At 44.7% G+C, this 26589-nt stretch carries 23 protein-coding genes; 16 read left to right on the plus strand and 7 right to left on the minus strand.

Features of this window, described 5'->3' with window-relative positions; all coding sequences use genetic code 11:
* The first annotated feature begins 32 nt into the window (after positions 1-32).
* The gene (locus ABIX36_RS15585) at positions 33-2843 is read left to right on the plus strand and encodes a prolyl oligopeptidase family serine peptidase (RefSeq protein WP_348083092.1); all 2811 of its coding nucleotides are present in this window, start codon (positions 33-35) and stop codon (positions 2841-2843) included.
* Between the two features lie 63 nt (positions 2844-2906).
* Here the strand turns inward: ABIX36_RS15585 and gpmA are convergent, their stop codons facing one another.
* The gene (gpmA, locus tag ABIX36_RS15590) at positions 2907-3596 is read right to left on the minus strand and encodes a 2,3-diphosphoglycerate-dependent phosphoglycerate mutase (protein WP_348083093.1); all 690 of its coding nucleotides are present in this window, start codon (positions 3594-3596) and stop codon (positions 2907-2909) included.
* 109 nt (positions 3597-3705) lie between these two features.
* On the opposite strand from gpmA, the gene ABIX36_RS15595 reads away from it, so the two are divergent.
* From ABIX36_RS15595 to ABIX36_RS15640, 10 genes are all read left to right on the plus strand, one after another.
* Entirely contained in the window at positions 3706-4299 is a 594-nt protein-coding gene (locus tag ABIX36_RS15595; RefSeq protein ID WP_348083094.1) for an acetate uptake transporter, read from the plus strand.
* Between the two features lie 254 nt (positions 4300-4553).
* On the plus strand, positions 4554-4937 hold the full coding sequence (locus ABIX36_RS15600) for an SRPBCC family protein (RefSeq protein ID WP_348083095.1): 384 nt from the start codon (positions 4554-4556) through the stop codon (positions 4935-4937).
* A gap of 94 nt (positions 4938-5031) precedes the next feature.
* On the plus strand, positions 5032-6333 hold the full coding sequence (locus tag ABIX36_RS15605; protein WP_348083096.1) for a DEAD/DEAH box helicase: 1302 nt from the start codon (positions 5032-5034) through the stop codon (positions 6331-6333).
* Positions 6334-6612: 279 nt separating this feature from the next.
* Complete coding sequence (locus ABIX36_RS15610) at positions 6613-7140, plus strand: DinB family protein (RefSeq protein WP_348083097.1); 528 nt, start codon at positions 6613-6615, stop codon at positions 7138-7140.
* A gap of 95 nt (positions 7141-7235) precedes the next feature.
* Positions 7236-8879: a hypothetical protein gene (locus ABIX36_RS15615; RefSeq protein ID WP_348083098.1), complete on the plus strand. Its 1644-nt coding sequence runs from the start codon at positions 7236-7238 to the stop codon at positions 8877-8879.
* Positions 8880-8969: 90 nt separating this feature from the next.
* Positions 8970-9512, plus strand: coding sequence for a hypothetical protein (locus ABIX36_RS15620; protein ID WP_348083099.1), 543 nt, complete (start codon positions 8970-8972; stop codon positions 9510-9512).
* A 4-nt stretch (positions 9513-9516) separates the two neighbouring features.
* Positions 9517-10281, plus strand: a complete 765-nt coding sequence (locus tag ABIX36_RS15625; protein WP_348083100.1) for a type II CAAX endopeptidase family protein — start codon at positions 9517-9519, stop codon at positions 10279-10281.
* A 75-nt stretch (positions 10282-10356) separates the two neighbouring features.
* Positions 10357-12144, plus strand: coding sequence for a translation elongation factor 4 (lepA, locus tag ABIX36_RS15630; protein ID WP_128534890.1), 1788 nt, complete (start codon positions 10357-10359; stop codon positions 12142-12144).
* 113 nt (positions 12145-12257) lie between these two features.
* Positions 12258-12590: a hypothetical protein gene (locus ABIX36_RS15635; RefSeq protein ID WP_348083101.1), complete on the plus strand. Its 333-nt coding sequence runs from the start codon at positions 12258-12260 to the stop codon at positions 12588-12590.
* A 1-nt stretch (position 12591) separates the two neighbouring features.
* Complete coding sequence (locus tag ABIX36_RS15640; RefSeq protein WP_348083102.1) at positions 12592-13473, plus strand: tetrahydrofolate dehydrogenase/cyclohydrolase catalytic domain-containing protein; 882 nt, start codon at positions 12592-12594, stop codon at positions 13471-13473.
* Positions 13474-13502: 29 nt separating this feature from the next.
* Here the strand turns inward: ABIX36_RS15640 and ABIX36_RS15645 are convergent, their stop codons facing one another.
* Both ABIX36_RS15645 and ABIX36_RS15650 read right to left on the minus strand, forming a co-directional pair.
* A complete protein-coding gene (locus ABIX36_RS15645) occupies positions 13503-13838 on the minus strand; it encodes a Rieske 2Fe-2S domain-containing protein (protein ID WP_348083103.1) in 336 nt (111 codons plus the stop codon).
* A gap of 6 nt (positions 13839-13844) precedes the next feature.
* Positions 13845-14606, minus strand: coding sequence for a hypothetical protein (locus ABIX36_RS15650; protein WP_348083104.1), 762 nt, complete (start codon positions 14604-14606; stop codon positions 13845-13847).
* 168 nt (positions 14607-14774) lie between these two features.
* Here ABIX36_RS15650 and ABIX36_RS15655 point away from each other — a divergent pair, with 168 nt between their 5' ends.
* Positions 14775-15398: a 7-carboxy-7-deazaguanine synthase QueE gene (locus tag ABIX36_RS15655; RefSeq protein WP_348083105.1), complete on the plus strand. Its 624-nt coding sequence runs from the start codon at positions 14775-14777 to the stop codon at positions 15396-15398.
* A gap of 40 nt (positions 15399-15438) precedes the next feature.
* The gene (locus tag ABIX36_RS15660; RefSeq protein WP_348083106.1) at positions 15439-17343 is read left to right on the plus strand and encodes an OmpA family protein; all 1905 of its coding nucleotides are present in this window, start codon (positions 15439-15441) and stop codon (positions 17341-17343) included.
* Positions 17344-17514: 171 nt separating this feature from the next.
* Here the strand turns inward: ABIX36_RS15660 and recQ are convergent, their stop codons facing one another.
* Positions 17515-19710, minus strand: a complete 2196-nt coding sequence (recQ, locus tag ABIX36_RS15665; protein ID WP_348083280.1) for a DNA helicase RecQ — start codon at positions 19708-19710, stop codon at positions 17515-17517.
* 244 nt (positions 19711-19954) lie between these two features.
* Here recQ and ABIX36_RS15670 point away from each other — a divergent pair, with 244 nt between their 5' ends.
* Positions 19955-21040: a mannose-1-phosphate guanylyltransferase gene (locus ABIX36_RS15670; protein ID WP_348083107.1), complete on the plus strand. Its 1086-nt coding sequence runs from the start codon at positions 19955-19957 to the stop codon at positions 21038-21040.
* Between the two features lie 124 nt (positions 21041-21164).
* Here the strand turns inward: ABIX36_RS15670 and rlmB are convergent, their stop codons facing one another.
* Positions 21165-21935: a 23S rRNA (guanosine(2251)-2'-O)-methyltransferase RlmB gene (rlmB, locus tag ABIX36_RS15675; RefSeq protein ID WP_348083108.1), complete on the minus strand. Its 771-nt coding sequence runs from the start codon at positions 21933-21935 to the stop codon at positions 21165-21167.
* A gap of 283 nt (positions 21936-22218) precedes the next feature.
* On the opposite strand from rlmB, the gene dnaB reads away from it, so the two are divergent.
* Positions 22219-23781 carry a replicative DNA helicase gene (gene dnaB, locus ABIX36_RS15680; RefSeq protein WP_348083109.1) on the plus strand — a complete coding sequence of 521 codons (1563 nt, stop codon included), beginning with the start codon at positions 22219-22221 and terminating at the stop codon, positions 23779-23781.
* A gap of 434 nt (positions 23782-24215) precedes the next feature.
* Here the strand turns inward: dnaB and chrA are convergent, their stop codons facing one another.
* Together chrA and ABIX36_RS15690 are read right to left on the minus strand one after the other, a co-directional pair.
* The gene (gene chrA, locus ABIX36_RS15685; RefSeq protein ID WP_348083110.1) at positions 24216-25415 is read right to left on the minus strand and encodes a chromate efflux transporter; all 1200 of its coding nucleotides are present in this window, start codon (positions 25413-25415) and stop codon (positions 24216-24218) included.
* A gap of 10 nt (positions 25416-25425) precedes the next feature.
* Positions 25426-25770 (minus strand): tetratricopeptide repeat protein, encoded by a 345-nt coding sequence (locus ABIX36_RS15690; protein ID WP_348083111.1) that lies wholly within the window; start codon positions 25768-25770, stop codon positions 25426-25428.
* A 67-nt stretch (positions 25771-25837) separates the two neighbouring features.
* Here ABIX36_RS15690 and ABIX36_RS15695 point away from each other — a divergent pair, with 67 nt between their 5' ends.
* Positions 25838-26575, plus strand: coding sequence for an electron transfer flavoprotein subunit beta/FixA family protein (locus ABIX36_RS15695; protein WP_348083281.1), 738 nt, complete (start codon positions 25838-25840; stop codon positions 26573-26575).
* Positions 26576-26589: the final 14 nt, after the last annotated feature.

The raw sequence follows: 26589 nt of genomic DNA on the forward strand, positions 1-26589 counted from the left end.
ATTTTAGCATCTTTAGGGTTTATCTGCCTGCTATGAAAAAAACGCTGTTACCGGCAATCTTATTTTTCGCTTGTTTGGGTGCATCTGCCCAAAAAACATCCAAAAAACCGCTCGATCAATCTGTTTATGATGGCTGGCAGAGCATCAACAACCAGCTCATCAGTAACAACGGAAAATTTATCGTGTATGTGATAAAACCGCAGGAAGGCGATGCCGACCTGGTGATAACGGATGTAAAAAACAAAAATCCCTACAGGGTGACACGAGCCGATACGGCGCGTATCACCGCCGATTCTAAATACGCCGTGTTCATGATCCGCCCTTTTTATAGGGATTTGCGACAGGCTAAGATCAAAAAGAAAAAACAAAACGAATTTCCGAAGGATACATTGGGGATAGCGGTATTAGGTAGCAGATCTGTAGAAAAGATCCCCGCCATCCGCTCTTTTAAAATAGCAGAGAACGCATCTGTTATTGCCTACCTATCACCTGCCGATACGGTAAAGAAACCAGAAGCCGGCGATACCTCAAAAAAAGCGATAGCAAATACTATTGCACCTCCCGTTAAAGATGGTGCGGAGCTTACATTGAGGCAGCTATTGAACGGCAAATCGCGCACGTTTAAATACGTGAGCGATTATATACTGAACAAAAATGGTAAGCTGCTGGCGTTTTCGGTTACCGCGCCCAAGAAATCGAAGGATGTGAAGTCGGGGGTATTTATTTACAATATTGAGAGCGATAGCATTAAAGTTGTTAGTACCGGGCGAGGCAATTACCGCAACCTCGCTTTTGATGATGCCGGCAAACAACTTGCTTTTACCGCCGAGAAAAACCCCGAAAAGGCACTGGTAAAACCCTTTAAGCTTTATTATTACAACACTACAAAAGATAGCGCTATTGTATTGGCTGCACAAGGCAGCGCCGGGATGTCGGCAAACTGGGCAGCCAGCGGCGATGGTAAAGTTTACTTTAGCAAGAACGGCGATAACCTATTCTTCGGCACGGCACCTATACCAAAACCTGCCGATACCACCCTGGTAGATTTTGAAGTGGCGAGGCTGGATATCTGGAACTATAAAGATGATTACTTGCAACCCTACCAGCTAAAAAACCTGCAGAAGGAACTAAAGAGGAGTTACCTGGCAGTGATCCGCCCCAACGAGGGCGAGCGAAAGTTGATTCAACTGGGCGACGAAAACATCCGCGACATTGCCGTGCCCGAGAATAACGACCGCGGCCATGTGTTGGGCCTGGCGGATACAGGTGCGCGCGTGCAATCGCAGTGGGAAGGCGGCAGCAACCAGGAAGCATATTTGATCAATACAAAAACCGGCGGGCGTACCCGTATTAATAACCGGGCAAAGGCAAGTTACCGCATTTCGCCGGGTGGCAATTACGTGCTCTGGTTCGATTCGAAAGGCCAAAACTGGCATTCCTATGCTATCGCGACGGGTAAGAAATTGAATTTAACAGCAGCTACCGGTGTAAAAATGGGCGACGAGGAAAATGATGTGCCAGATGACCCCGGCGCTTACGGCATTGCCGGCTGGGAAAAGGATGACAAGAATGTGCTTATTTATGACAGGTACGATATCTGGAGCATAGACCCTGCAACGGGCCATGCGGTTAATATCACCAATCACATTGGCCGCCAAAACAAGATCAAGTTCCGCTACAGCCCAAGCGACAGCGAAGAGAAGTTTATCCCGTCGAAAAAAGCGCTTTGGCTTATCGCACAAAACGAAGAAAATAAGCAGTGGGGTTATTATACCAAAACTTTGGGGACGGAGGCCGATCCGCTTAAAGTTATTGTTGCGTCGGTAACATACAGCAGTTTGCAAAAAGCCAAAAATGCCGACGTGTTTATCTACACCAAATCGAGTTATACGCAATCGCCAAACCTGTATGTATCTGCCGATCTGAAAAAGGAAATTAAACTTAGCGCGATAAACCTCCAGCAAGCCGGATACAATTGGGGTACTGCCGAACTGGTGCAATGGACAACGCCCAAAGGTTACAAGTCAAAGGGTATCCTGTACAAACCGGAAGATTTCGACCCGGCAAAAAAATACCCGATGATAGCCTATTTTTATGAAAAGCTAAGCGACGGGCTTTACACTTACCAGGCCCCTGCTCCTACGCCATCCCGCTTGCCTATCTCCTGGTTTGTAAGCAACGGGTATTTGGTTTTCGCGCCTGATATCAGCTACATCAACGGGCACCCGGGTGCTTCGGCCGTAGAATTTGTAAACTCAGGCGTGGAGGCTTTAAAGAAAAATGCATGGGTTGATGCCGCGCACATCGGTATACAGGGCCAAAGCTGGGGCGGCTACCAGGTGGCTTACCTCATCACCCAAACCAATATGTACGCTGCGGCGTGGGCTGGCGCACCGGTTGCCAACATGACCTCGGCCTACGGGGGCATCCGCTGGGAAAGCGGCGTGAACCGCCAGTTCCAGTACGAAAAAACACAAAGCCGCATCGGCGCAACGCTTTGGGAGAAGCCGGAACTGTATATAGAGAACTCGCCATTATTCCAGTTTCCGAAAGTGAAAACACCTGTTGTGATTATGAGTAACGATGCCGATGGCGCCGTGCCATGGTACCAGGGCATAGAAATGTTTACCGCTCTGCGCCGTTTGGGAAAACCTGTTTGGTTGTTGCAATACAACGATGAAGCCCATAACCTGGTAAAACGCCAAAACCGTAAGGACATCAGCATCCGCGAAGCGCAGTTCTTTGGCCACTTCCTAAAAGGTGAACCAATGCCCGTTTGGATGGATAAAGGCGTGCCCGCGGTGAATAAGGGTAAAGATTGGGGATTGGAGTTGGAGAAGTAGTTATCAGTTTTGAGTGACGAGTTTTGAGTCAAGAACTTATCACTCAAAACTCATCACTTAAAACTACTCCAGGTAATAATGCCTGATACTGTTCAACCTGTCATCCAACTCATAAACCCATGGCGTTGCGGTGGGGATATCCAGTTTGGTTACCTCCTCGTCGCTTAGGTTTTCGATGTATTGAATAAGGGCGCGCAGGCTGTTGCCGTGGGCGCAGATGATCACCTTCTTGTTATCCTTTATTTCCGGTACAATATGTTCATGCCAAAACGGGAGCACGCGATTCATAGTTTGACTCAGGTTTTCGGTAAGGGGGAGTTCACGGTAGGTGAGATCGTTATACCTTAAATAATGCCCGGGGAAGCGTTCATCCTGCTCGGTGATAGCGGGCGGCTGTTCGTGCGGGTCGCGTCGCCATTTGTGTACCTGTTCTTCGCCGTATTTTGCTACTGTTTCGTCTTTATTTAAGCCTTGCAAGGCCCCATAGAAGCGTTCATTCAAGCGCCACGATTTGCCTACCGGTATCCACAAATGCTCCAGTTCTTCCAGTACAAAATGCATCGTTTTTATGGAGCGCTTAAGTACCGAGGTAAACCCGACGTCAAAGGCATAGCCCTTATCGGCTAATAACTTCCCTGCCCGGCGTGCCTGGTTAAATCCCTCTTCCGACAGGTCTGCATCGGCCCAACCGGTAAAACGGTTCTGTTGATTATAAACACTTTCGCCGTGGCGAATTAAAACGAGTTTCTGCATATATGATAGTGTTAACGCCGGCGCAGCAATTCAGTTTAAATTTAATTGTTAATTAACGGTATTTAATTTAGATTGCATCCATAAACCAAAATTAAAAACCTTTTAGCACATGATCCCAACTACTCCTGTTGTTGTGAAGGACGGCATAGCCAACCCTGCACCACTTGGCCTTTGCGCCTTCGGTATGACCACCGTTTTGCTTAACATCCATAACGCCGGCTTCTACGAACTGAATACCATGATCCTGGGCATGGGGATTTTTTACGGCGGGCTTGCACAGGTTATCGCAGGCGTTATCGAAGCAAAAAAGAATAACACCTTCGGATTAACCGCATTTACCTCGTACGGCTTCTTCTGGTTATCGTTGGTTGGATTAATAGTGATGCCAAAACTGGGCTGGGGAACCAAACCAACTGAAGGAGCTATGGTGGCTTATTTAAGTATCTGGGGATTTTTTACCTTCTGCCTGTTCTTTGGCACCTTAAAGCTCAACCGCGCGCTGCAATTTGTTTTTGCATCATTAACCGTATTATTTGCTCTTTTAGCTATCGGTGATGCAACAGGTAATAAAAGCATTACGACATTGGCTGGCTACGAAGGCGTTATTTGCGGATTATCGGCAATCTATACGGGCATTGCAGGCGTGATGAATGAGATATACGGCCGGGTAGTGATGCCGATCGGTCCCGTGGAAAGTAAATAATGATACCCATACGGTTTATACCAACGATTTGAAGCCGATAGGACATATTCATATTTCGAATAAAAAAGCTAAAAAAGTGTAAACCCACCATATATAATAATTAATTGATTATCATATATTTAAACAAGTTTAACATTGAATTGTGTAAACTTTTGTAAACCTTTTCTGAGCTGCGCTTCCTTCGGGAAGGCAGCTTGCCTTTGTTGTTTGTAGGCCTTTGGTGACAGACCAAATTTTTCCGCTAAATTGCAGCCGTGAAAGATCTCAAAAAATACTACATCATACCGGCCACGCCCGAGGAGCTTTACATGGCGCTCACCAACCCTATAACAATACAATTATGGACGGGCGAGGAAGCCGAAATGTCTACCGTTCCCGGTTCCGAATTTTCTATGTGGGAAGGCAGCATCGTGGGCAAGAACCTGGAATTTGAAGAGAATAAGAAGATAGTACAGCAATGGTATTTCGATGGGCAACCCGAGGAATCCATCGTCACTATAAAACTGCATGCCGATAAGCATGGCACTTCGGTAGAACTGAAGCATACCAATATCCCCGATAGCGATTACAACGATATCTCCGACGGTTGGAACGATGCCTACTTTGGCAGCCTGGTAGATTTCTTTTCGGAAGGATAAATCCTTCTTCCTTCATTATTGGATATGCAACATTCGGTGATCGATATTTAAACAAGTACTTTGGCGTATCTTTGCGGCTTCTGATCAACAATCTATGATAAAGCAGACGCTCCAAAAACTAAATATCGAAAAACTAAACCCGATGCAGGAAGCTGCTATCGAAGCCGCCAAAAAAGGCGACGTGATATTGCTTTCCCCAACAGGATCGGGTAAAACACTTGGTTTTTTGTTGCCACTGCTCAGCTTGCTGGATGCCAGTGTACCTACTGTGCAGGTGTTGATATTAGTCCCTTCACGCGAGCTTGCTTTGCAGATAGAGCAGGTTTTCCGCTCGATAGGCAGCGGCTTTAAAGTGAATTGCTGTTATGGCGGGCACCCGGTGCGTACGGAAATAAAGAACCTGTCGCAGCCGCCCGCAGTGTTGATAGGTACCCCCGGACGGATAGGCCACCACCTGCGCCGCGAAAGCTTTAGTACCGATACCATTACCACGCTGATACTGGATGAATTTGATAAAGCCCTGGAGTTTGGTTTCCAGGAGGATATGGCTTATATCATCGGCCAATTGCGGAGCGTGCGAAAGCGCATCCTCACTTCGGCCACGCAAATGGATGAGATCCCGCGCTTTACGGGCATCCATAAGCCCATTACCTTAAATTACCTGGATAATACGCCAACCGTATCCAAGCTTTTACAAAAAGTGGTAGTTGCCGAAGCAGCCGATAAACTGGAAGCCTTGTTTGCGCTCATTTGCAAAATTGGCGATAAAGCCACGCTTGTTTTTTGCAACCACCGCGAAGCTGTGGAGCGAATCAGCGACACCCTTTGGGACAACGGCCTGCCTAACGACATATTCCACGGCGGTATGGAGCAGGACGACCGTGAACGTGCATTAATAAAATTCCGTAACGGCAGCCACCGTATCCTCATCACTACCGATCTGGCCTCGCGCGGACTGGATATACCGGAAATTGAGCACGTGATACACTACCAATTACCGCATAACGAAGAGGCATTTACCCACCGCAATGGCCGTACAGCCCGGATGCACGCCACAGGTACCTCCTACCTGCTGCTTGCCCCAGGTGAAAAGCCAGTGTACTTAAAAGAACTGCCGGAAGTGGAAGACCTGAGCGGCGATATCGTTATCCCCCAACCATCGCAGTGGACCACGCTGTACCTCGCCGCAGGTAAAAAGGATAAAGTGAACAAGGTGGATATCGTCGGCCTCCTTCTTAAAAAAGGTGAGTTGGATAAAGAAGACCTTGGGTTGATAGAGGTGCTGGACTTTTCTTCCTACGCCGCCGTAAAGCGCAAACATGCCGACCGGGTGGTAGCGCTGGTGAAAAATGAAAAGATAAAGGGTAAGAAAGTGAAGATAGAGATCTCGAAGTAGGCCGTACTTTTCCAGCACGGCCATCCCTTCGAATGAAATTCACTGGTATTGCAACATGGTTTAGGTTGAACTTTTTTGAAGTTCATCTACAGGATGCATTACTCATACCAATTCCATAAATTATTTTATTTTTTTAAGACTGTTTTTAAGCAACGCCTTATACTGCCGATAGGCAAATGGCTCTGGCTGGCTACAGAATAAAATAATTATTCCTTAACACATTGAGTGGGCCGCTTTTGCGCAAATAAAAGTATCTTAGCACCACTAAAATAAACCATTATGAAAAAATTATCACTTTTACTTACGGTAATCGTATTTACCTGTACAGTTGCGTTCGCGCAAATAACCCGGGAGCAATCTATAGCCGAATGGACCCGCGCCAAAGCTTACACCAAGGCCTACCTGGATGCAATGCCCGCTGATGGTTACGCGTTAAAACCCACTCCCGAGATGCGCAATTTCGCGCAGCAAATGCTGCACCTTGCCGATGCTAACTATTTCTTTATAACCACCGCAAGCGGTAAAGATAGCCCGCTTGGCAAGGATGTATCGGTAGAGAAAACTGTAGCCCAAACTAAAGAAGCCACCACAAAAGCTGTTTTAGATAGCTACGATTTCACTATCGCGACGATAAAAGGCATGACCGACGCCCAAATGACGGAAGAAGTTACCATGCGCGGCACCATGAAGGCCGCACGCGGGATGCTATTAGCCAAAGCATTTGAGCACCAAACTCACCACCGCGGCCAAACTACCGTTTACATCCGTTTAAAAGGTGTAACCCCTCCACCGGAAATGCTGTTCTAAAACATTCCACTATAAAAAGCCGCTCCTTTACAAAACGGGGCGGCTTTTTTGTATGTTGAATTTATCATTTTCTTTATTTACTATCCGCTACCGGTATGAAAATACTTGCATTCGCCAAAACTATCGTCCCGCTTTTTATAATAGTATTAGGATTGGCGCGGTGCAACCAGGGGCCGGAAAAGCAGTCTTCAACGCCCACCGCTGAAGCAATTCCTGAGGTCGATACCATAAAACTGACTGGTAATAATGATATTCTTACAGACACGGTGCCATTGAATAACATGTTTGGCATCAATAGTTACGAATGGAACTTTTTAGAGAACCCGGCAGCACCAAACGAGAGGCAGCAGATCTATGAGCCTAATATGGCGCTTATCAAAACGTTCAGCGCCATGCGGCATTACATGAACTGGAACAAACTGGAGAATACCGAGGGCAATTATACTTACAACCCCACCTATAACGGCAACTGGAATTACGACCTGATCTACACGCGCTGCAAGCAAGATAGTATTTTGGTGCTTGCCAACCTAAAAAACCTGCCTGTTTGGATGATGAACACCTACCCTGCCGACGAGCGCGACGATGAAAATGTACCCGCACCTTACGGTTCTGATCTGAGCAAACCCGCCTCATACGTAGTACAGGCACGCACCGCGTTCCAGTTTGCAGCACGCTATGGCTATAATAAAGCTGTAAATCCTGCGCTGGTAAAGGTTGTTACCCGCCCTACTAATGGAAAGCCAAACGAACTGAAAATTGGAATGGGCCTGATTAAATACATCGAATGCGGCAACGAGAACGACCGCTGGTGGAAAGGCGACAAAGCCACACAAACACCCGAACAATACGCCGCTAATCTGTCCGCCTTTTACGACGGGCATAAAGGCACCCTTGGTAAAAACGCCGGCGTAAAAACCGCCGACCCAAGTATGCAGGTGGTCATGACGGGCCTTGCCACCGCCGATGTAGAATATGTAAAACGAATGGTGGAGTGGTGTAAAATGAATCGCGGTTATAAGGCGGATGGCAGTATTAACCTTTGCTTCGATATCATCAATTACCACCTGTATGCCAACGATGGTAGTGTATTTACACATAGAAAGGCTACCACGGGCGTAGCCCCGGAGTTGTCAGACGCAGGCAGCGTTGCCGACGGGTTTGTAAAATATGCCAACAGTTTGCCAGGCAAACCGGAAGTTTGGGTAACCGAAACAGGTTATGATATTAACCAGGGCAGCTACCAGCGGGCATCCGCCATCGGCAACAAAAGAGCACTGGAAACCCAGGCCGACTGGATTTTGCGGAGTTCATTGCTTTACATTCGCCATGGGGTAAAAAGACTCTTTTTTTACCAGTTGTTTGATGCCTTCCCCAATAAGCAGGAACAATACGCTACATCTGGCCTTGCAGAGGCTGCAAAACGCCGCCCCGCAGGTGATTACATTTTACAAACCCGGAAATTGATGGGGAACTACAACTATGTATGCACCGTTTGCCAAAACCCGCTGATAGATAAATATCAAAGCGGCGGCAAAATAATTTATGCGCTAACCATTCCCGATCAAAGCGGACGTGTAGGCACCTATACACTTGATTTGGGCAAAGCCACATCTGCAATGTTTTATAAACCTAAGCCGGGAGCCGATGCCATGACACACACCGAACTGAAAGTAACAAACGGCAAAGTAAGGATCCAGATATCGGAGACACCATCGTTTTTACAGGTGGCGTTTTAATATTTAAGCCAATAAAAAATTTATCGCAACGAATTTTCGGGATTCCATTTCTATCGTTATATTAGGGTATCTTAAACCTGATTAATTACAATGGAAAATTCTATTGCGCTAACCCCAGAACCTGCAGCCAAATGTGATGCTTGCTACACCGATGTTTTAAATGACGATGCTTTTTGTGCTAACTGCGGTTACCCGGTAAAAGGAACCGAGTTTGAACAAAAAACTTTTATCGCCAACCAGGAGGTATTGCATCTTGACCTGGGGGAGTATAACGACAAAATTAAAAAAGCGGGTAACAGCCTTTATTACCTTTCGGGTATATTTTTACTGAACGCCCTGTTTATTTTCTTTACCAATAAAGATGAAGAGGATGTACTCGGCGTTACGCTTCCGGTACTTATATTATCTATTTTATTTTTAGTACTTGGAGGCTACAGCCGCAAAAAACCACTGGCATGTATTATCTGTGGCTTAAGCCTGTATGTTATTGTGCAAATACTGTTTATTATCGCCGACCCGATGAGCTTGGTAAGGGGTATTATATTTAAGATTATCATTATAGGCTATTTGATAAAAGGGATAAAATCGGCGCTTGAACTGGAGAGTTTCAAAAAAGAAAATAACATAGCTTAAGGCATTGCTTACCGAAGAAATACCCGTAGATGCCATAGAAAAAAAGACCTGCATACAATGCGAGGTGATAATTGATGCGGCATGTAAGTACTGCAATAGTTGTGGCGCGAGGCAATCGCCGGCAGTTGAGCCGGAGCGTGTTGATCGTTGGAGCTTACTTCAGCAGGCCGCAATTTTCTTTGTATTGTTTTTGCTGGTATGTTGCGCAAGTAAATTCATCGACGATCTGCAATCTTTTGGGTGGTTGTTGTTTTTTGAGGTTTGCATAGCCTCACTTGCCGTGGCATTTTTTGCTATGGATTGGCAGGAAAACAAAAGATTACTGCAATGGCCCAATTTTACCATCTCAAAACTAAGCTTGTACTGTGGTATAGCCATGCTTGGTGCATTCCTGGTTCATTATAGCGTAGGCTGGTTAAACGTTACTATATTCTCCCGGGAGGAAGAACTGTATTCCGAATTCAGCGGAAGTTATTACGCCGATTTCCTGCTGATATTTTTTATGGCGGTTACCCCGGCGTTGTTTGAAGAGCTGGGCTTTAGAGGTTACTTATTAAATGTTTTGTTAAAAGTGGCTGATAAGGGACAAGCCATTTACATATCGGCCTTCCTATTTTCCATCATACACCTAAGCTTTATTTCGCTGTTTTGGCTTATCCCTTTCGCGCTATTAATAGGGCACATTCGGGTGAAGGAAAATACCATTTGGTACAGCATCTTTTTCCATTTTTGTTTTAATCTTACCTCCTGTTTATTCCAAATCTTATAATGGTGCCTGGTAAAATGGTTAAAGCCATATTTACTATGCCAATTTATCCGCCTAAAAAGTTATTTTTGCGGCTGAATGAAGCACATACGCAATTTTTGTATCATAGCACATATCGACCACGGTAAGAGCACCCTTGCCGATAGGCTATTAGAGTATACCGGCACTATTACCCAGCGCGAATCGCAGGCACAATTGCTTGATGATATGGACCTGGAGCGCGAACGCGGTATCACCATCAAGAGCCACGCCATACAAATGGAATATGAGCTCGACGGTCAGAAATACGTCCTTAACCTGATAGATACACCCGGTCACGTCGATTTTTCTTACGAAGTTTCGCGCTCGATAGCCGCCTGCGAAGGTGCGTTATTAATTGTAGATGCCGCACAGGGTATCCAGGCGCAAACCATATCCAACCTGTATTTAGCGCTGGAAAATGATCTGGAGATTATCCCGGTGTTGAATAAAATGGACCTCCCCGGCGCTATGCCCGAGGAAGTGAAAGACCAGATAGTTGAACTCATCGGCTGTAAACGCGAAGAGATTTTAGCCGCATCGGGTAAAACCGGCATGGGCGTATTTGATATTTTGCGCGCCATTATAGAGCGTGTCCCTGCCCCTGTTGGCGACCCGGACGCACCTTTGCAAGCTTTGATCTTCGATTCGGTTTACAACTCTTTCCGTGGTATCGTAGCTTACTTTAAGGTAGTGAACGGCGAGATCCGCAAAGGTGATAAGGTTAAATTCTTCGCTACCGAAAAACAGTACATTGCTGAAGAAGTTGGTACGCTGAAACTGAAACAAGCACCAAAAGATGTTATAAAAACAGGTGATGTAGGCTATATCATCTCGGGTATCAAAGAATCGCGCGAGGTAAAAGTTGGGGATACCATCACTACCATAGCCCGCCCCTGCGAAGGAGGTATACAAGGCTTTGAAGAAGTAAAACCAATGGTATTTGCGGGTATTTACCCGGTTGATACGGATGATTACGAAGAGCTGCGCGAATCGATGGCCAAGCTGCAATTGAACGACGCTTCTTTGGTTTTCGAGCCGGAGTCGTCTGCGGCTTTAGGCTTTGGTTTCCGCTGCGGTTTCCTTGGTATGCTTCACATGGAGATCATCCAGGAGCGTTTAGAGCGCGAGTTTAATATGACGGTGATTACTACCGTACCCAACGTATCGTACATTGCATATACTACTCGCAACGAGCCAATTATAGTTAACAATCCCTCAGATCTGCCCGACCCAAGTAAGATAGACTTTGTAGAGGAACCATATATCAAGGCTACGATCATTACCAAATCTGATTTCGTTGGCCCGGTGATGTCGCTTTGTATTCAAAAACGCGGGTTTATCAAAAATCAGTCGTACTTAACATCCGACAGGGTTGAGCTTACATTCGAGATGCCAATGGGCGAAATCGTATTCGACTTTTATGATAAGCTAAAGACCATATCAAAGGGCTACGCTTCTTTTGATTACCACCAGATAGGTTACCGCAGATCAGACCTGGTTCGTTTAGATATTAAACTAAATGCGGAGCCCGTGGATGCACTGTCTTCATTGATATTCCGAGGCAACTCTTACGATTTTGGTAAAAAGATCTGCGAAAAGTTGAAGGAGTTATTGCCACGCCAGCAGTTCGAAATTATTATCCAGGCATCAATCGGTGCCAAAATTATAGCCCGCGAAACGGTTAAAGCCATGCGTAAAGATGTTACGGCCAAATGTTACGGTGGTGATATTTCGCGTAAGCGTAAATTACTGGAAAAACAAAAAGCCGGTAAAAAGCGCATGCGCCAGGTTGGTAACGTAGAGATACCACAAAGCGCGTTTATGGCGGTGTTGAAATTAGATTAATTAATAGAATCAGGAAACAAGAGTCAAGAACCAAGACCACTTCGGTTATTTCCTGACTGATGTTTCTTGTTCGCACGCGCTTTGTTGGTGTAATCATCAATAAAATATGCTAAATGGAATATTCTCAAATAAGCTTTTATACGTTAACCGGTGTAAAAAAGGCGATTAATCTCGGCGATTTCGCTCATGGAGAATGGGTAGTATACGAATTTAATAAACCAAAATATTACATTAACTTATTTTCGAAACTCGAAGCCGATGCCCTTGTCCATTCTATTTTGAACAAACGGGAAATTACAATTGATGTTATTTTGCAAAGGATAAGTAAGAATGAGGGAATCGGTTTAACATTAGGACGTATTCCATTTGTTAACATTATAAAAAAAGTAGAATTGGTTAATTTGGAATTGCCACCGCTACCATTAACCTGGCTCAAAAAATTATAACATGCAGCTTTTAGACGGAAAATACGTATCAGAAAAACTTAAGGTAGAAATAGCCGAAGAAGCGGCTAAGATATTGGAGCGCACCGGCCGTAAGCCCCATTTGGTGGCGGTTTTGGTTGGGCACGATGGTGGCAGCGAAACCTACGTGGCCAGCAAGATGAAGAACTGCGAGAAGGTTGGTTTTAAATCTACCCTGGTACGTTACGAAGATGATGTTACCGAAGAAGAATTACTTGCAAAAGTAGCGGAATTAAATGCCGACGGTGATATCGACGGCATCATTGTACAACTTCCCCTCCCCAAACATATCGACCCTGAGAAAGTAACCGAACGCATAGATCATCGCAAAGATGTGGATGGTTTCCATCCGGTAAACCTTGGGCGCATGCAGCGTAACCTGCCTTCATTTATCCCTGCTACTCCTTATGGTATCACACTGATGTTGAAGGAATACGGTGTAGAAACCGTAGGTAAGCATTGCGTTGTGGTTGGCCGCAGCAATATTGTTGGCTCACCTATGAGTATTTTAATGGCCCGCAATGCCTACCCGGGTAATTGCACGGTTACCATTTGCCACAGTAAAACACCTGATATTAAAAAGTTTACGCTTGATGCCGATATCCTGATCGTAGCCATCGGTAAAAAGAATTTTATCACCGCCGATATGGTGAAAGACGGCGTTGTGGTAGTTGACGTTGGCATGAACCGCGAAACCTCAACGGTAACAAAATCAGGCTATAAATTATTCGGCGATGTTGATTTTGAACATGTAGCGCCAAAATCATCATGGATAACCCCAGTACCAGGCGGCGTTGGTCTAATGACCATTATTGGTTTACTGAAAAATACTTTGAGTTCGGCTAATAAAGAGGTTTATCAATAGAGATTTTATGCTTGTTAGCCGGTTGTTTGTTAACCCCTGCCTAACAGCTTATCCCAAAAGGATATAATCCCCACATAAATCTCCTCGCCTTTTACTTTAACGGGATAGTTATCTACATAATCATTTTGACCGGGACTGCCTTTGCCTGTCTCCAGGTCGTAAGAAAAACGATGCACCGGGCAAACCAGTTTACCCTCTTTACACCAGCCGCGGCTCAGGTCTTCGCGGGCATGTGGGCAGGTCGACCCTAAAGCAAACAGCTTGCCCTCGTACCCTATCAAACAAATACTTTTACCGGCTACTTTAACTTTTGTTATAAATGGTTTATCGTTGGGTTCAACACCATTTACCTTGTGCCACTTCATCTCGGGCTAAAAATCTATCTTCAAATTCATTAAAGCCGGGTTTTTCATCACCTCATCCATACTGGTTACCAGCGTTACGCGTTTCCTGTCTGCAGATAACAGGGCCTTTGAGTTATTTATCTTTTTAACCGGTTTGGCAAAGTTAAGTACAACCTTGTACGGCATATCTATCAGCATTGCTTTGGCCATGGCAAATTTGGCACCTGCTTTTTTTAAAAACGCGGCGAATTTTACTTTATCTATTATCCTGTAGAATTTATGCGGGGTTATCTCGTAGTTGTAATAGCTTTGGCCGGTTATCAGGGGCTGCGCATCAAAACCGCCTACTTGTTTGCTCTGGGTTACGTGGCTCAGTTCGCTGTTCATAGAGATGTTGCTCAGGTGCTGCAGGTAGTATTGCAGATCGGCGGCGTTTTTGGCCTCATGTTTTATGCTCACCTTCATAATGTTATTTTTTAGGTCCATTTTTATAGCAAGATCGCTACCCTGCGCCATTTTTATTTCTTCTGCATTCATTTTATTTGCAATGCTATCCGGCAGGGCGTTGTAAAAATTTAAGGTTGTATCCTTGGCTAAACTAAACTGTGGCGTTTCGCGGACGGAGTCTGTCATCAGGTTCGTTAACACGGAAACTGCTTTACTCATGTCGAAGCCGTAAACCACGTTGCAGGCGCCGTCAGCTTTAAAATCGTAACGCTCTTCAATATCTACGCACGATGTTAAGCACAAGAAAAAGAAGAAGATAAACGGGAGGTATAATTTCTTCATGGTTTAGCCGGGGTAAAGTTAACAGCATAAAGCTACCTGCAAATTATCATATATGAAAGAGTAATAAGTAATTATGTTTCTTATTTTTAAAATCCGCATCACCTCAATATCACCTTTTACCTTTGGCTTTAACCTTTCGCCACAAAAACTTACCTTTGCACCCTTATTATGGCACACCAGGTTCCGGACGACGGCACATTACTTCCTTTAATGGAAGAGTTTTATACAATACAAGGCGAAGGGTACAATACCGGCAAAGCCGCTTACTTTATACGCCTTGGTGGCTGCGATGTAGGCTGCCATTGGTGCGATGTAAAAGAAAGCTGGGATGCCGAGTTGCATCCGCTTACTGCTGCAGATACAATAGTGGCCAACGCTAAAGTACACCCCTCAAAAGCGGTGGTAGTAACCGGCGGCGAACCATTGATATACAACCTTGATTACCTTACCGGTAAATTGCACGGGGAGGGCATCAAAACCTTCATAGAAACATCCGGCGCTTACCCGCTCTCTGGCGATTGGGACTGGATCTGCCTCTCCCCCAAAAAGTTTAAAGCACCTATGCAAAACGTTGCCGATAAAGCGCATGAGTTGAAGGTGATCATCTTCAATAAATCTGACTTTGAGTTTGCTGAGCATAACGCTAAGCTGGTTGCACCCGATTGTAAGCTGTACCTGCAACCCGAGTGGAGTAAAAACAAAGAGATGGCTCCGCTTATTGTAGAGTATGTGATGAATAACCCACAATGGGAAATTTCACTGCAAACGCATAAGTATTTAAATATACCTTAAATGTGTAACTTAGCGTATTGATTAACGTATCAGTACGCCGATGCGCATTATTTACCTTTCTGTTTTAGTTTTATTGTTTTTACCTGTATGTGTATTTGGCCAGCAAAGTCGATATTCCACTACGGATAAAAGTGCTATTAAAAATTATGTGCTTGCCGGCGAAAGTATCGACGAGCATTTGTATGACGACGCTATAGCGCAACTGGAAAAAGCGATAAGCGATGACAGTAAGTTTGTTGAAGCCCACGCCTTACTGGCAGATGTACTGAGGTTAAGACGGCAAAATAAGGCCGCTATAGAACATTACCTAAAGGTGATAGCCCTCGAGCCCGAACACAACCGGGCTATTTATTTAAGGGTTGGCGAGGCCGAAATAACCGATGCGCAATACGTACCCGCCAAGCAGCATCTAGAAAAGTACATTACTTACCCAAATCTTACGGCCCCAAATGAAGCCTTCGCACGTAAGTTGCTGCGCGATTGTGATTTTAGCATCGAGGCGTTGCAGCATCCCGTACCCTTTATCCCTATTAACATGGGACCGGAGATCAACACTCAATTTGATGAATACCTGCCCGTGGCCACAGCAGACGAATCTACTTTGATATTCACTCGTAAGATAAATAACAACGAGGATTTTTATAAAAGTGATAAGCTGGCCGGCAAATGGAAAAAATCTGTATATCTGAGTGACGCTATCAACACACCTACTTTTAACGAGGGTGCACAATCTATATCGCAGGATGGCAAATACTTGTTTTTTACAGGCTGTAACAGGCCAGATGGCCAGGGCCGCTGTGATATTTACATTGCCCAGAAAAAAGGTGAAGACTGGGGCAAACCCTTTAGCCTGAGTTCGCCACTGAATACACCGGGTTGGGAAGCGCAGCCGTCTATAAGTGCCGATGGGCGTACTATTTACTTTGTAAGTAACCGCAAGGGCGGCTACGGCGGCTATGATATATGGAAATCTACCCTTACGGATAAAGGCTGGGGCGACCCTGTGAATATGGGACCCGGCATCAATACCATTTACGATGAGCAATCACCATTTATCCACCCGGACGATAGTACCTTTTATTTTTGCAGCAACGGCTGGCCGGGAATGGGTAATAAGGACTTGTTTATAAGCCGCCTCGCTAAGGATGGCAAATGGCAGAAGCCCGTTAACCTGGGCTCGCCAATTAACTCAAGCGGTGATGAGAACGGGCTTACGCTTACTGCTAATGGCGCGTATGCTTTCTTTGCATCAGACAATTTAAAAGGCTTTGGCGGCTATGATATATACACTTTTGAGCTTCCGCTAAACTTGCGCCCCAATATTGTAACTTATGTAAAGGGCGATATAAAAGACATTAAAACCAAGCAGCCCTTAGAAGCTATTATAGAGATCATAGACCTGGAGAAAAACATGCCGGTATACCAGGATTACAGCAGTGAAGACCTGGGTGAGTTTTTAGCTACACTGGCAACAGGCAAAAATTACGGTTTAAATATTTCAAGGCAAGGGTATCTTTTCTATTCGGATAATTTCTCGCTTATCGGTCATACACCAAAAACGGCTTACACTATATCGGTGCTGCTATCACCTATTGAAGTTGGCGGGAAAGTGATTTTGAAAAATATATTTTTTGATACCAATAAATTCGATATCAAAAGTGAATCGAAAGCCGAGCTGCAAAAGCTTATTGAGTTTTTAACTTTAAACCCAACTGTGCGCATAGAAATATCAGGTTACACGGATGATATCGGGAACGACCAGGCCAACCAGTTGCTATCAGAGAATCGTGCCAAATCGGTATATCAATATCTTTCGTCCAGTAATATTAATCCGGCACGCATGGTGTACAAGGGTTATGGTAAAACCGAGCCCATTGCGCCAAACACCTCTGATGACAACCGCGCTAAAAACAGGCGTACCGAGTTTAAGATCATAGCTAAATAGAGTTGAAAGTGAAAAGTTGAAAGTTTTTAAAAACTGCTGCTTTGGACTTTTTACTTTCTACGTTTAACTTGAGTTCCCCGCTCCGCCGAAATATGATAATGTAAAAAGTCCAAAGTTGAAGCTATCGGAAGCTCCTACTTTGGACTTTTTACATTATACTTTTAACTTAAATTAATTCCCTACTTCTGACATGAACTTGATCCTCATCAACTGCACTTCCTCGCGGGTATAGTCATCCGGGCCAAGGTCTATCAAGGCATCATCTATAGAGTCAACTTCTGCAGTTTTAAAGTAGTCATAAACCTCCTCTTGCTTATCCTCATCAATTATCTCGTCGATATAGTAGTTGAGATTAAGTTTTGTGCCCGAGTTCACTATAGTCTCCACTTCCTTCAAGATCTCCTCGTAGGTAAGGCCTTTAGAAGCTGCTATGTCATCTAAATTCAAATGGCGGTCGATATTTTGAATAATGAACACTTTAAGTGCCGATTTATTGGCCGCGCTTTTGATCACCATATCCACCGGTCGGTCGATGTCGTTATCATCCACATATTTTTGGATCAGATCGGTGAACGGCTTGCCGAATTTTAAGGCCTTGCCCGCTCCCACGCCGGATATTTGCTTCATCTCCTCGGTATTAACCGGGTAGTGTGTACACATTTCCTCTAAGGATGGATCCTGGAAGATAACAAACGGTGGCAATCCTTTTTGCTTAGCCAACTTTTTACGCAGATCCTTAAGCATCTGCAGCAACTCGGTATCCAAAGCACCACCGCCTTGTTTAGGGCCATCTTCAGCCTCATCTTCATCCGTTGGGCCCATTTCCCTGTTCAGGATAAAACGGATGCTGTACGGGTTATCAATAAAGGTGTTGCCTGTTTTTGTAAGGTGCAACAACCCGTACTGGTCAATATCTTTAGACAGGAAGTTATTAAGCAATGCCTGGCGCATCAGCGAATTCCAAAGAACTTCGCCATCAGCTATGCCAGTGCCAAAATAATCAGCCAGTTTATCGTGCTCGTAGTTTTTTACCTGCGCGTCATCCTTACCCATCAAAATATTGATGATGTGGCAGTCGTCGAATTTCTCGCCAATGAGTTTGATCAGGCTTAGTGCTTTGTGCAACTGGGCCTCACCATCAAAATGAGTTTTTGGTGCACTGCAATTATCGCACATGCAGTTACAACCGGCTTCATTAAAGTTTTCGCCAAAGTAATGCAGCAACTGCTTACGGCGGCAAACCGAAGATTCGGCATAGTCTATTACTTCTTTCAGGATCTGTGTACCTATTTCGCGTTCGGCAACTGGCTTGTCTTTCATAAACTTCTGCAGTTTATCAATGTCCTTGCCCGAGTAAAATGCCACGCATACGCCTTCGCCGCCATCACGGCCGGCACGGCCGGTTTCCTGGTAGTAACCTTCCATGCTTTTAGGCATGTCGTGGTGTATCACGTAACGTACATCCGGTTTATCAATGCCCATTCCAAAGGCTATGGTTGCCACAATAACATCCACATCCTCCATCAGGAATTTATCCTGTGTATCGGCACGTACCTTAGGGTCTAAACCGGCATGGTATGGTAACGCCTTTACGCCGTTAAGGCTAAGTGCCTCAGCCACTTCCTCTACCTTTTTACGGCTGAGGCAATAGATGATGCCCGATTTGCCCTGATTTTGTTTTACAAACTTTACAATTTCTTTTATGGCGGTACGCTTGGCCCTAACCTCGTAAAATAGGTTCGACCTGTTAAACGACGATTTATACACCGTAGCGTTATTCATCTGCAGATTCTTTTGAATATCCTGCTGCACTTTTGGCGTTGCGGTAGCGGTTAGCGCTATAATTGGAATATCGTCACCAATATTGCTGATCACCTGGCGTATCTTGCGATACTCGGGCCTGAAATCGTGCCCCCACTCGGAGATACAGTGCGCTTCATCCACGGCAACAAACGATACCTTGTTCAATCTTAAAAAATCAACATTCTCCTGTTTGGTCAAAGATTCGGGTGCAACGTAAAGCAGCTTGGTTTTACCGCTTAAAACATCGTCCTTTACCCTTAAAATATCTGCCTTAGTTAGTGAGGAATTTAAAAAATGAGCTATACTGTCCGAACCTCCGAAGGCTCTTAACTGGTCTACCTGGTTTTTCATGAGTGCGATGAGCGGAGAGATCACAATCGCTGTGCCCTCGCTCATGAGTGCGGGTAACTGATAACACATGGATTTTCCGCCCCCGGTGGGCATTATCACAAATGTATCGTTACCTGCTAAAATGTTCGTAATTATCGCTTCCTGCTCCCCCTTAAAGTTATCAAACCCGAAGAAATTCTGCAGGTTATCAAAAAGCGATTTTTTAGCTTCTATCATTATGTACTTATATACGTTTTAAAAATATGGTTCAAAATAACAAAAATTTATAAATAAACGCTGGATTTAATGTAAAATTTTATAAAAAAATGATTATTCTTCTAAAAACAATTTGTTTATTTAACCATTTAAAAGAAGGAAATTTTTGTGTGAAACTATTTAGTTTTATTTAATACTAAATTTACAAATTAATGCACACATTTAACCAACATTTACCAAATAAAAATTCTTTAAACAGAGCATGAATAAAAACTACTATGCCATCATAATGGCAGGCGGAATTGGCAGCCGTTTTTGGCCAATTAGCAGAGCATCGCATCCTAAACAATTTATCGACATACTGGGTACCGGTAAAACACTGATCCAAAACACCTACGATCGCTTCCTGAAGGTTTGCCCAAAAGAGAATATTTACGTTGTTACTAACGAAAGCTACACCCAACTTGTAAAAAAACAGTTGCCGGATATGGCAGATGACCAGATACTAACTGAGCCGGTTATGCGTAATACAGCGCCTTGCGTGGCCTACGGTTGTTTTAAAATAGAAAGTATTAACCCCGATGCGGCCATCGTGGTTGCTCCGTCTGATCACCTGATACTTGATGAGGCTGCCTTTGTTACCGCAATAGAAAAATCGTTACAAACCGCTACCGACAAACAATGCCTGGTTACACTGGGTATTAAACCATCACGCCCGGATACCGGCTATGGCTATATCCAATACACTGACCAGGTGATAAACGATGATTTTCATAAAGTAAAAACTTTTACAGAGAAACCCACCGTTGATATTGCTAAAACCTTTATACAAAGTGGCGACTTTTTATGGAACGCCGGGATCTTTGTATGGTCGGCAAAGGCTATTGTAGATGCTTTTAACAGCTACCTGCCAGAGATGCACGAAATATTTGCAGAAGCCCGGTCTGTTTACAATACCGAAGAAGAAAAGGCCTTTGTGCACAAAATTTACCAGCGCTGCATCAATATCTCTATCGATTACGGTATTATGGAGAAAGCATCAAATGTATACGTATTGCCTTCGGAATTTGGCTGGAGCGACCTGGGTACCTGGGCATCAATATATCAATTGGCCGAAAAGGACTACGTAGGCAACGCTGTTATCCCGTCTGACAAGGTAATTATGTACGACAGCAGCAACTGTATGGTAAACGTACCCGGCGAAAAGCTGGTGATACTAAAAGGCTTGCATGATTTTATTGTGGTAGAAGCCAATAACACGCTGCTGATATGTCCGCGCGAAGACGAGCAAAACATAAAGCAAGTAGTTGCCGATGTGAAAGGAAAATTTGGAACGAAGTATATTTAGAGAGAGAATCAAGACATAAGAGTCAAGAACCAAGACTTATCAAAAAAGGAAAGCCTGAATAATTTTATTCGGGCTTTTTTATTTTCTATTTTTTTTCTTGTCTCTTGATTCTTATATCTTCGTTCTAACTCACCGCTTGCGTTCGTTGCCTTATCGCCTCGTAAAGTATTACCGCCGTGGATACCGATACGTTTAACGATTCTATTTCGCCGAACATCGGGATCTTGGCCAGGTGGTCGGATATGCGGATGATGTCGTTACGGATGCCGTCTTCTTCAGACCCCATGATGATAGCCGTTGGTGCGGTATAATCGGGCGTGTAGATGTTCTCGTTTGTTTTTTCGGTGCAGCAAACCAGTTGTAAGCCCGATTCTTGTAAAAACCGTACGGTTTGCATAAAGTTATCGTGGCGGCAAACCGGGATCTTATATAGGGCTCCCGCGGATGTTTTAATGGCATCGGGGTTGATCTGCGCTGAGCCTTTTGCCGGGATAACAATAGCATGTACGCCGGCGCATTCTGCGGTACGGGCGATAGCACCCATATTGCGCACATCGGTAATGCTATCCAGTACTAATATCAAAGGCACCTCCCCCCTTTCAAAAACATCCTGAACAATATTTTCTACCTTTTGGTACGTTATCGGCGATATGAACGCGATAACCCCCTGGTGGTTTTTCATGGTAATACGGTTCAGCTTTTCTACCGGCACCTGCTGCGCGGTTATCTGGTACTCGTTCATCACATCGCGCAATTCGTTCAACAAACCACCGCCTAAGCCGCGTTGCGTATATAGTGCTTCAATTTCTTTTCCGGCGAGTATCGCTTCAATTACGGCCCGTATGCCAAAAACCATTTGGTTCCCCTCCCGTACCGGCTTAGAATTATATGTCATTTTTATGGATTGAATATGGCGCAAAAGTAACCATATAAACTGGTTTTTACACACAAAGGCAAGTTGATGGACGAAAGTGTGCAGGATTGGCTAACATTTACAAACTTTATTAACATACGATGACCGTGAGGTACTTACGTTGTTATTAACACGTTTTAAACATTTGATGTTAATTACTAACCCCGAAATTTATAGTCCTGATTGTGTTTAAGTTATCAACACTGTACACTATGTTAACTTTAAACAGACAGGTGCGAACATATTTTGTATATTTTTGTTCGTTATGATTTTCGAGAACGATTCTGCTAATAATAAGACCAATACCGACCGCCGTAGCCGTGTAACCAACCCAAGCCCTTACGCAGGCGCGGGCAAGTTACCGCCCCAGGCTACCGACTTAGAAGAAGCCGTACTTGGTGCGCTGATGCTGGAGAAAGATGCCCTTTCTTCGGTTATTGATGTTTTAAAACCTGAAGTTTTTTATGAAACCAGGCACCAAAAAATATTCAATGCTATTGCGGTATTGTTTGAGAAAACAGAACCGGTAGATATCCTTACCGTGGTTGCTCAACTACGCAAGCAAGGCGAGCTGGAAATGATAGGCGGCGCCTATTACGTTACGGAACTAACCAATCGCGTAGCGTCTGCCGCAAACATAGAATACCATTCGCGTATTATCATTCAAAAATATATCCAGCGCGAATTGATCCGTATCTCTTCTGATATTATCAATTCTGCTTTTGAAGATACCAGCGATGTTTTCGACCTGTTAGATAAAGCCGAAAAAAACCTCTTTGAGATAGCGCAAAATAACCTTCGACGCGATTCGCGGATGATGGACGACCTTGTGCATGAGGCGCTAAAAGATATTGAAGCACTAAAGGATAAAAAGGACGGCTTAACGGGAGTTCCTTCCGGCTTTACCGACCTTGACCGCATGACCTCCGGCTGGCAGAAATCCGACCTGGTAATTATCGCTGCCCGCCCTGCAATGGGTAAAACAGCCTTTGTACTTACCTGTGCACGCAATGCGGCGGTAGACTTTAACAAACCCGTTGTTGTGTTCTCGCTTGAGATGTCCTCCGTTCAGTTGGTTAACCGTTTAATATCCGGCGAAACCGAAATTGAACAGGAAAAGATTCGTAAGGGTACTTTAGAAGAATGGGAATGGCAGCAGATCCACTCCAAAATTGGCCGTTTAGAAGCAGCCCCGTTAATTATTGACGATACCCCATCATTAAATATATTCGAGTTCCGCGCTAAGTGCCGCCGTTTAAAATCGCAGCACGATATCCAGTTGATCATCATCGATTACTTGCAATTAATGCAAGGCAAGGCAGAAGGTAAAGGTGGTGGCGGTAACCGTGAGCAGGAAATTGGTAGTATCTCCCGTGCCCTGAAAACGGTAGCCAAGGAATTAAATGTGCCCGTAATTGCGCTTTCACAGTTAAGCCGTGCGGTTGAAAGCCGCCCCGGTGGTTCTAAAAGGCCAATGCTATCAGATTTGCGTGAATCTGGTTCTATTGAGCAGGATGCGGATATGGTATTATTCCTTTACCGCCCCGAGTATTATGGTCTGGATGTGGATGAGGATAACAACCCAACACAAGGCGTAGGCGAAGTTATTATAGCCAAGCACCGTAACGGTGAAACCGGTCGTGTTAGGCTGAAATTCGTTGGTAAATTTGTGAAGTTTACCGATCTGGAGACCAACATGGATGGCTTCCCTCCTGCCGGCGGTAACGCGTTTGCAGGTTTAGGCCCATCACAGGATTTTGAGAAGCAAAGCAACTTTATCATTCGCCCATCCCGTATGGACGATATGGAAGATGAGCCACCGTTTTAGGCCCTAAGCCCCCCTCCGGGCCCCCTGACGGGGAAACTTTTGATTAGTATGTTATAACGAATTAATACAGCAATAAACAGGAAACGCGATGCCAAAAGCATCGCGTTTCCTGTTTAAGATTTTCAAAGGCTCCCCCTTAGGAAGGATGTAGCCCGTTAACACAGCTTATTCGATTGTGAAAGCCCTTCTATAAATCGCTTCAATTCTGCCTTCATCACTAACCACCAAACATCCTAACTTAGGGTTAACACAACTTAACATAATTTCAATATTTATTTAGCAATAAACTAATAATCAATTATTTAAAAAAAATTGGGTTAACATATTTTTCCATATTAATGTGTCACCATAAATTTCAAATCTTTTATTATGAACCCGCAAAGAATTTTAATAACCACTGTCTTCTGATAGGCTATTGCTTCAGGGGGGCGCACCTACATAATCAACCCCAATGCCACTCCTATCACAATCACCACCGGTGCTTTTATCCTGGTAAACTGTAGCAACAAAAAAGTAACTACCATTAGTCCATAAGCCAACAGGTTGAGGTGAAATGGTTTCATCAGCATAATAAACGCCGTTGCCATAAAGCCAACTGCAACGGCGTTAATGCCGCTTAGTGAATTTTTTATGCGTGTTATTTTCTTCAGATCGTTCCAAAAAGGGACGATAAAAAGGATGAGGATCAATCCCGGCAGGTTAATGCCTATCACCGCCACTGCGCTGCCTACTATCTGCCCGGCTATGCCATAGCCTTTATCGCCCATAGCAATACCACCCACAAAGGAAGTGAACGAAAATGTAGGCCCGGGTAAGGCCTGCTGCAAGGCGTATCCGCTCAAAAATTCCGAATTGGTGAGATAGTGCTTTAGTTCCACAAACTCGGTATACATCAGCGGAACCAATACCTGCCCGCCACCAAATATGAGTATGCCGTTACGGTAAAAGTTCTCGAATAAGCGGATAGGTAAACTCAACGGCGAGGTGCGGCTTACAATAGCACCCAATGCGGCAAAAAACAAGAGTATCCCAATAAAATAGGCAACCTTGTTTGGGTTCACGTTGCTGAATAGCTTTACCCGTAATTCATTCTCCTGCTGCTGTGTTTCCAGTGCCGAGGATATAATGCCGCCCATCAGTATCAGTAAGGGGAAAGCATAAGGATTTTGCAAGATAAGTGTTGCTACGAGCGAAGCTGCGGCGAGCATCATGGTAACTTTTGTCCGCAGGAATTTTGTAGCGAAGGTGTAGGTGGCATACCCTACTATCCCTACCGCCATGGGTTGAACAAACCGCAGTATAGCGGTAAATTTCTCCTTATCGGCAAACATTTTATAACTGATAGCGGCCATGCACATGATAGATGCGGATGGCAGTATCCAAATCAAAAAAGTAATAATGGCCAGACGCAACCCGCCTACCTTCCAGGCAATACCAACCAGGGTTTGGGTTGATGAAGGGCCGGGCATTATTTGCGAGAGGGCGTTCAGCTCCATCAATTCCGCTTCGGTGATGTATCCGCGTTTCTGCACAAACTGGCGCAGCAAAACCGCTATATGCGCCTGTGGACCGCCAAATGCGGTGAAAGTATAAAGGGTAACATCCCTGATGAATAAAAGCTCCCTGCGCCTCAAAGCTTAGCGGTTAATAGTCGTCGTCATCATCTTCTTCGTAACCTTTCGCAGCCATGTAAACACCCTGTAGCTCGCTAAAGGCATGGTTATCGCGTTTCTCTTTGGTTATTTTCATACCCACTTCATAGGTGCGTATAGCATCGTCCTTGCGGTTAAGGGCTTCGTAAAGTTTGCCCAGATGGTAGTAAGTCCCGGTGTAATTAGGGTGGTTAGTCACCAGGTCCTCGTAATAGCTCAGGGCTTTATCGGTATCGTTAAGTCGCAGATACTCTGTGGCCAGCGCGTATTTTAAAAATTCATCGTTGGGTTCGTTCTCTATAAATGCCAACAGCTTATCTAATCTGCTTATCTCCATTTTAAACTCTCTCTTTTTTAACTAAATTTGCATCACCAACAACTACCCGTAAAACAAACCAATTATGATGAAAATACTGGTATGTATCAGCAATGTTCCGGATACCACTACAAAAATAACCTTTACAGATAACAACACCCAATTTAATACAAACGGTGTTCAGTTCATCTTAAACCCCTGGGATGAAATTGCCCTTGCGCGTGCCATTGAATTAACCGACGGCGGCAAAGGCAGCGTTACCGTTATCAACGTTGGCGAAACCAGTACCGATGCTACCATCCGCAAGGCGCTGGCCATTGGCGCTACCGATGCCGTACGCATCAACGCCAAACCGCACGATGCCTGGTACGTAGCCTACCAGATAGCGGAATATGTTAAAGCCAACCCTTTCGATCTAATCCTCACGGGTAAAGAATCGATAGATTATAACGGCTCTAAAATAGCCGGTATGCTGGGCGAACTGCTTGATCTTCCCTCGGTATCTATCATCAAAAAATTGGATGTAGATGGCACCACCGCTACAGTAGAGCGCGAGATTGAAGGTGGCAAGGAAGTTTTAACTATCCCGCTTCCATTTGTTGCCGGTACGGCCGAAGGCGTTGCCGAGCCTAAAATACCCAACATGCGCGGCATCATGAGTGCGCGCACCAAACCGCTTACCGTGGTTGAGGCCGTGGACGTTAAAACCTTTTCGGAAATAATCAGTTATGAAACTCCAGCCCCACGCGGCCAGGTGAAACTGGTTGACGCCGGCGACCCTGCCCAGTTGGTGGAGTTGCTGCACACACAGGCAAGGGTTATTTAATCAATTCAATTTTT

It is taken from the genome of Mucilaginibacter sp. (assembly GCF_039925265.1).
In the GTDB taxonomy this organism is placed as follows: domain Bacteria; phylum Bacteroidota; class Bacteroidia; order Sphingobacteriales; family Sphingobacteriaceae; genus Mucilaginibacter.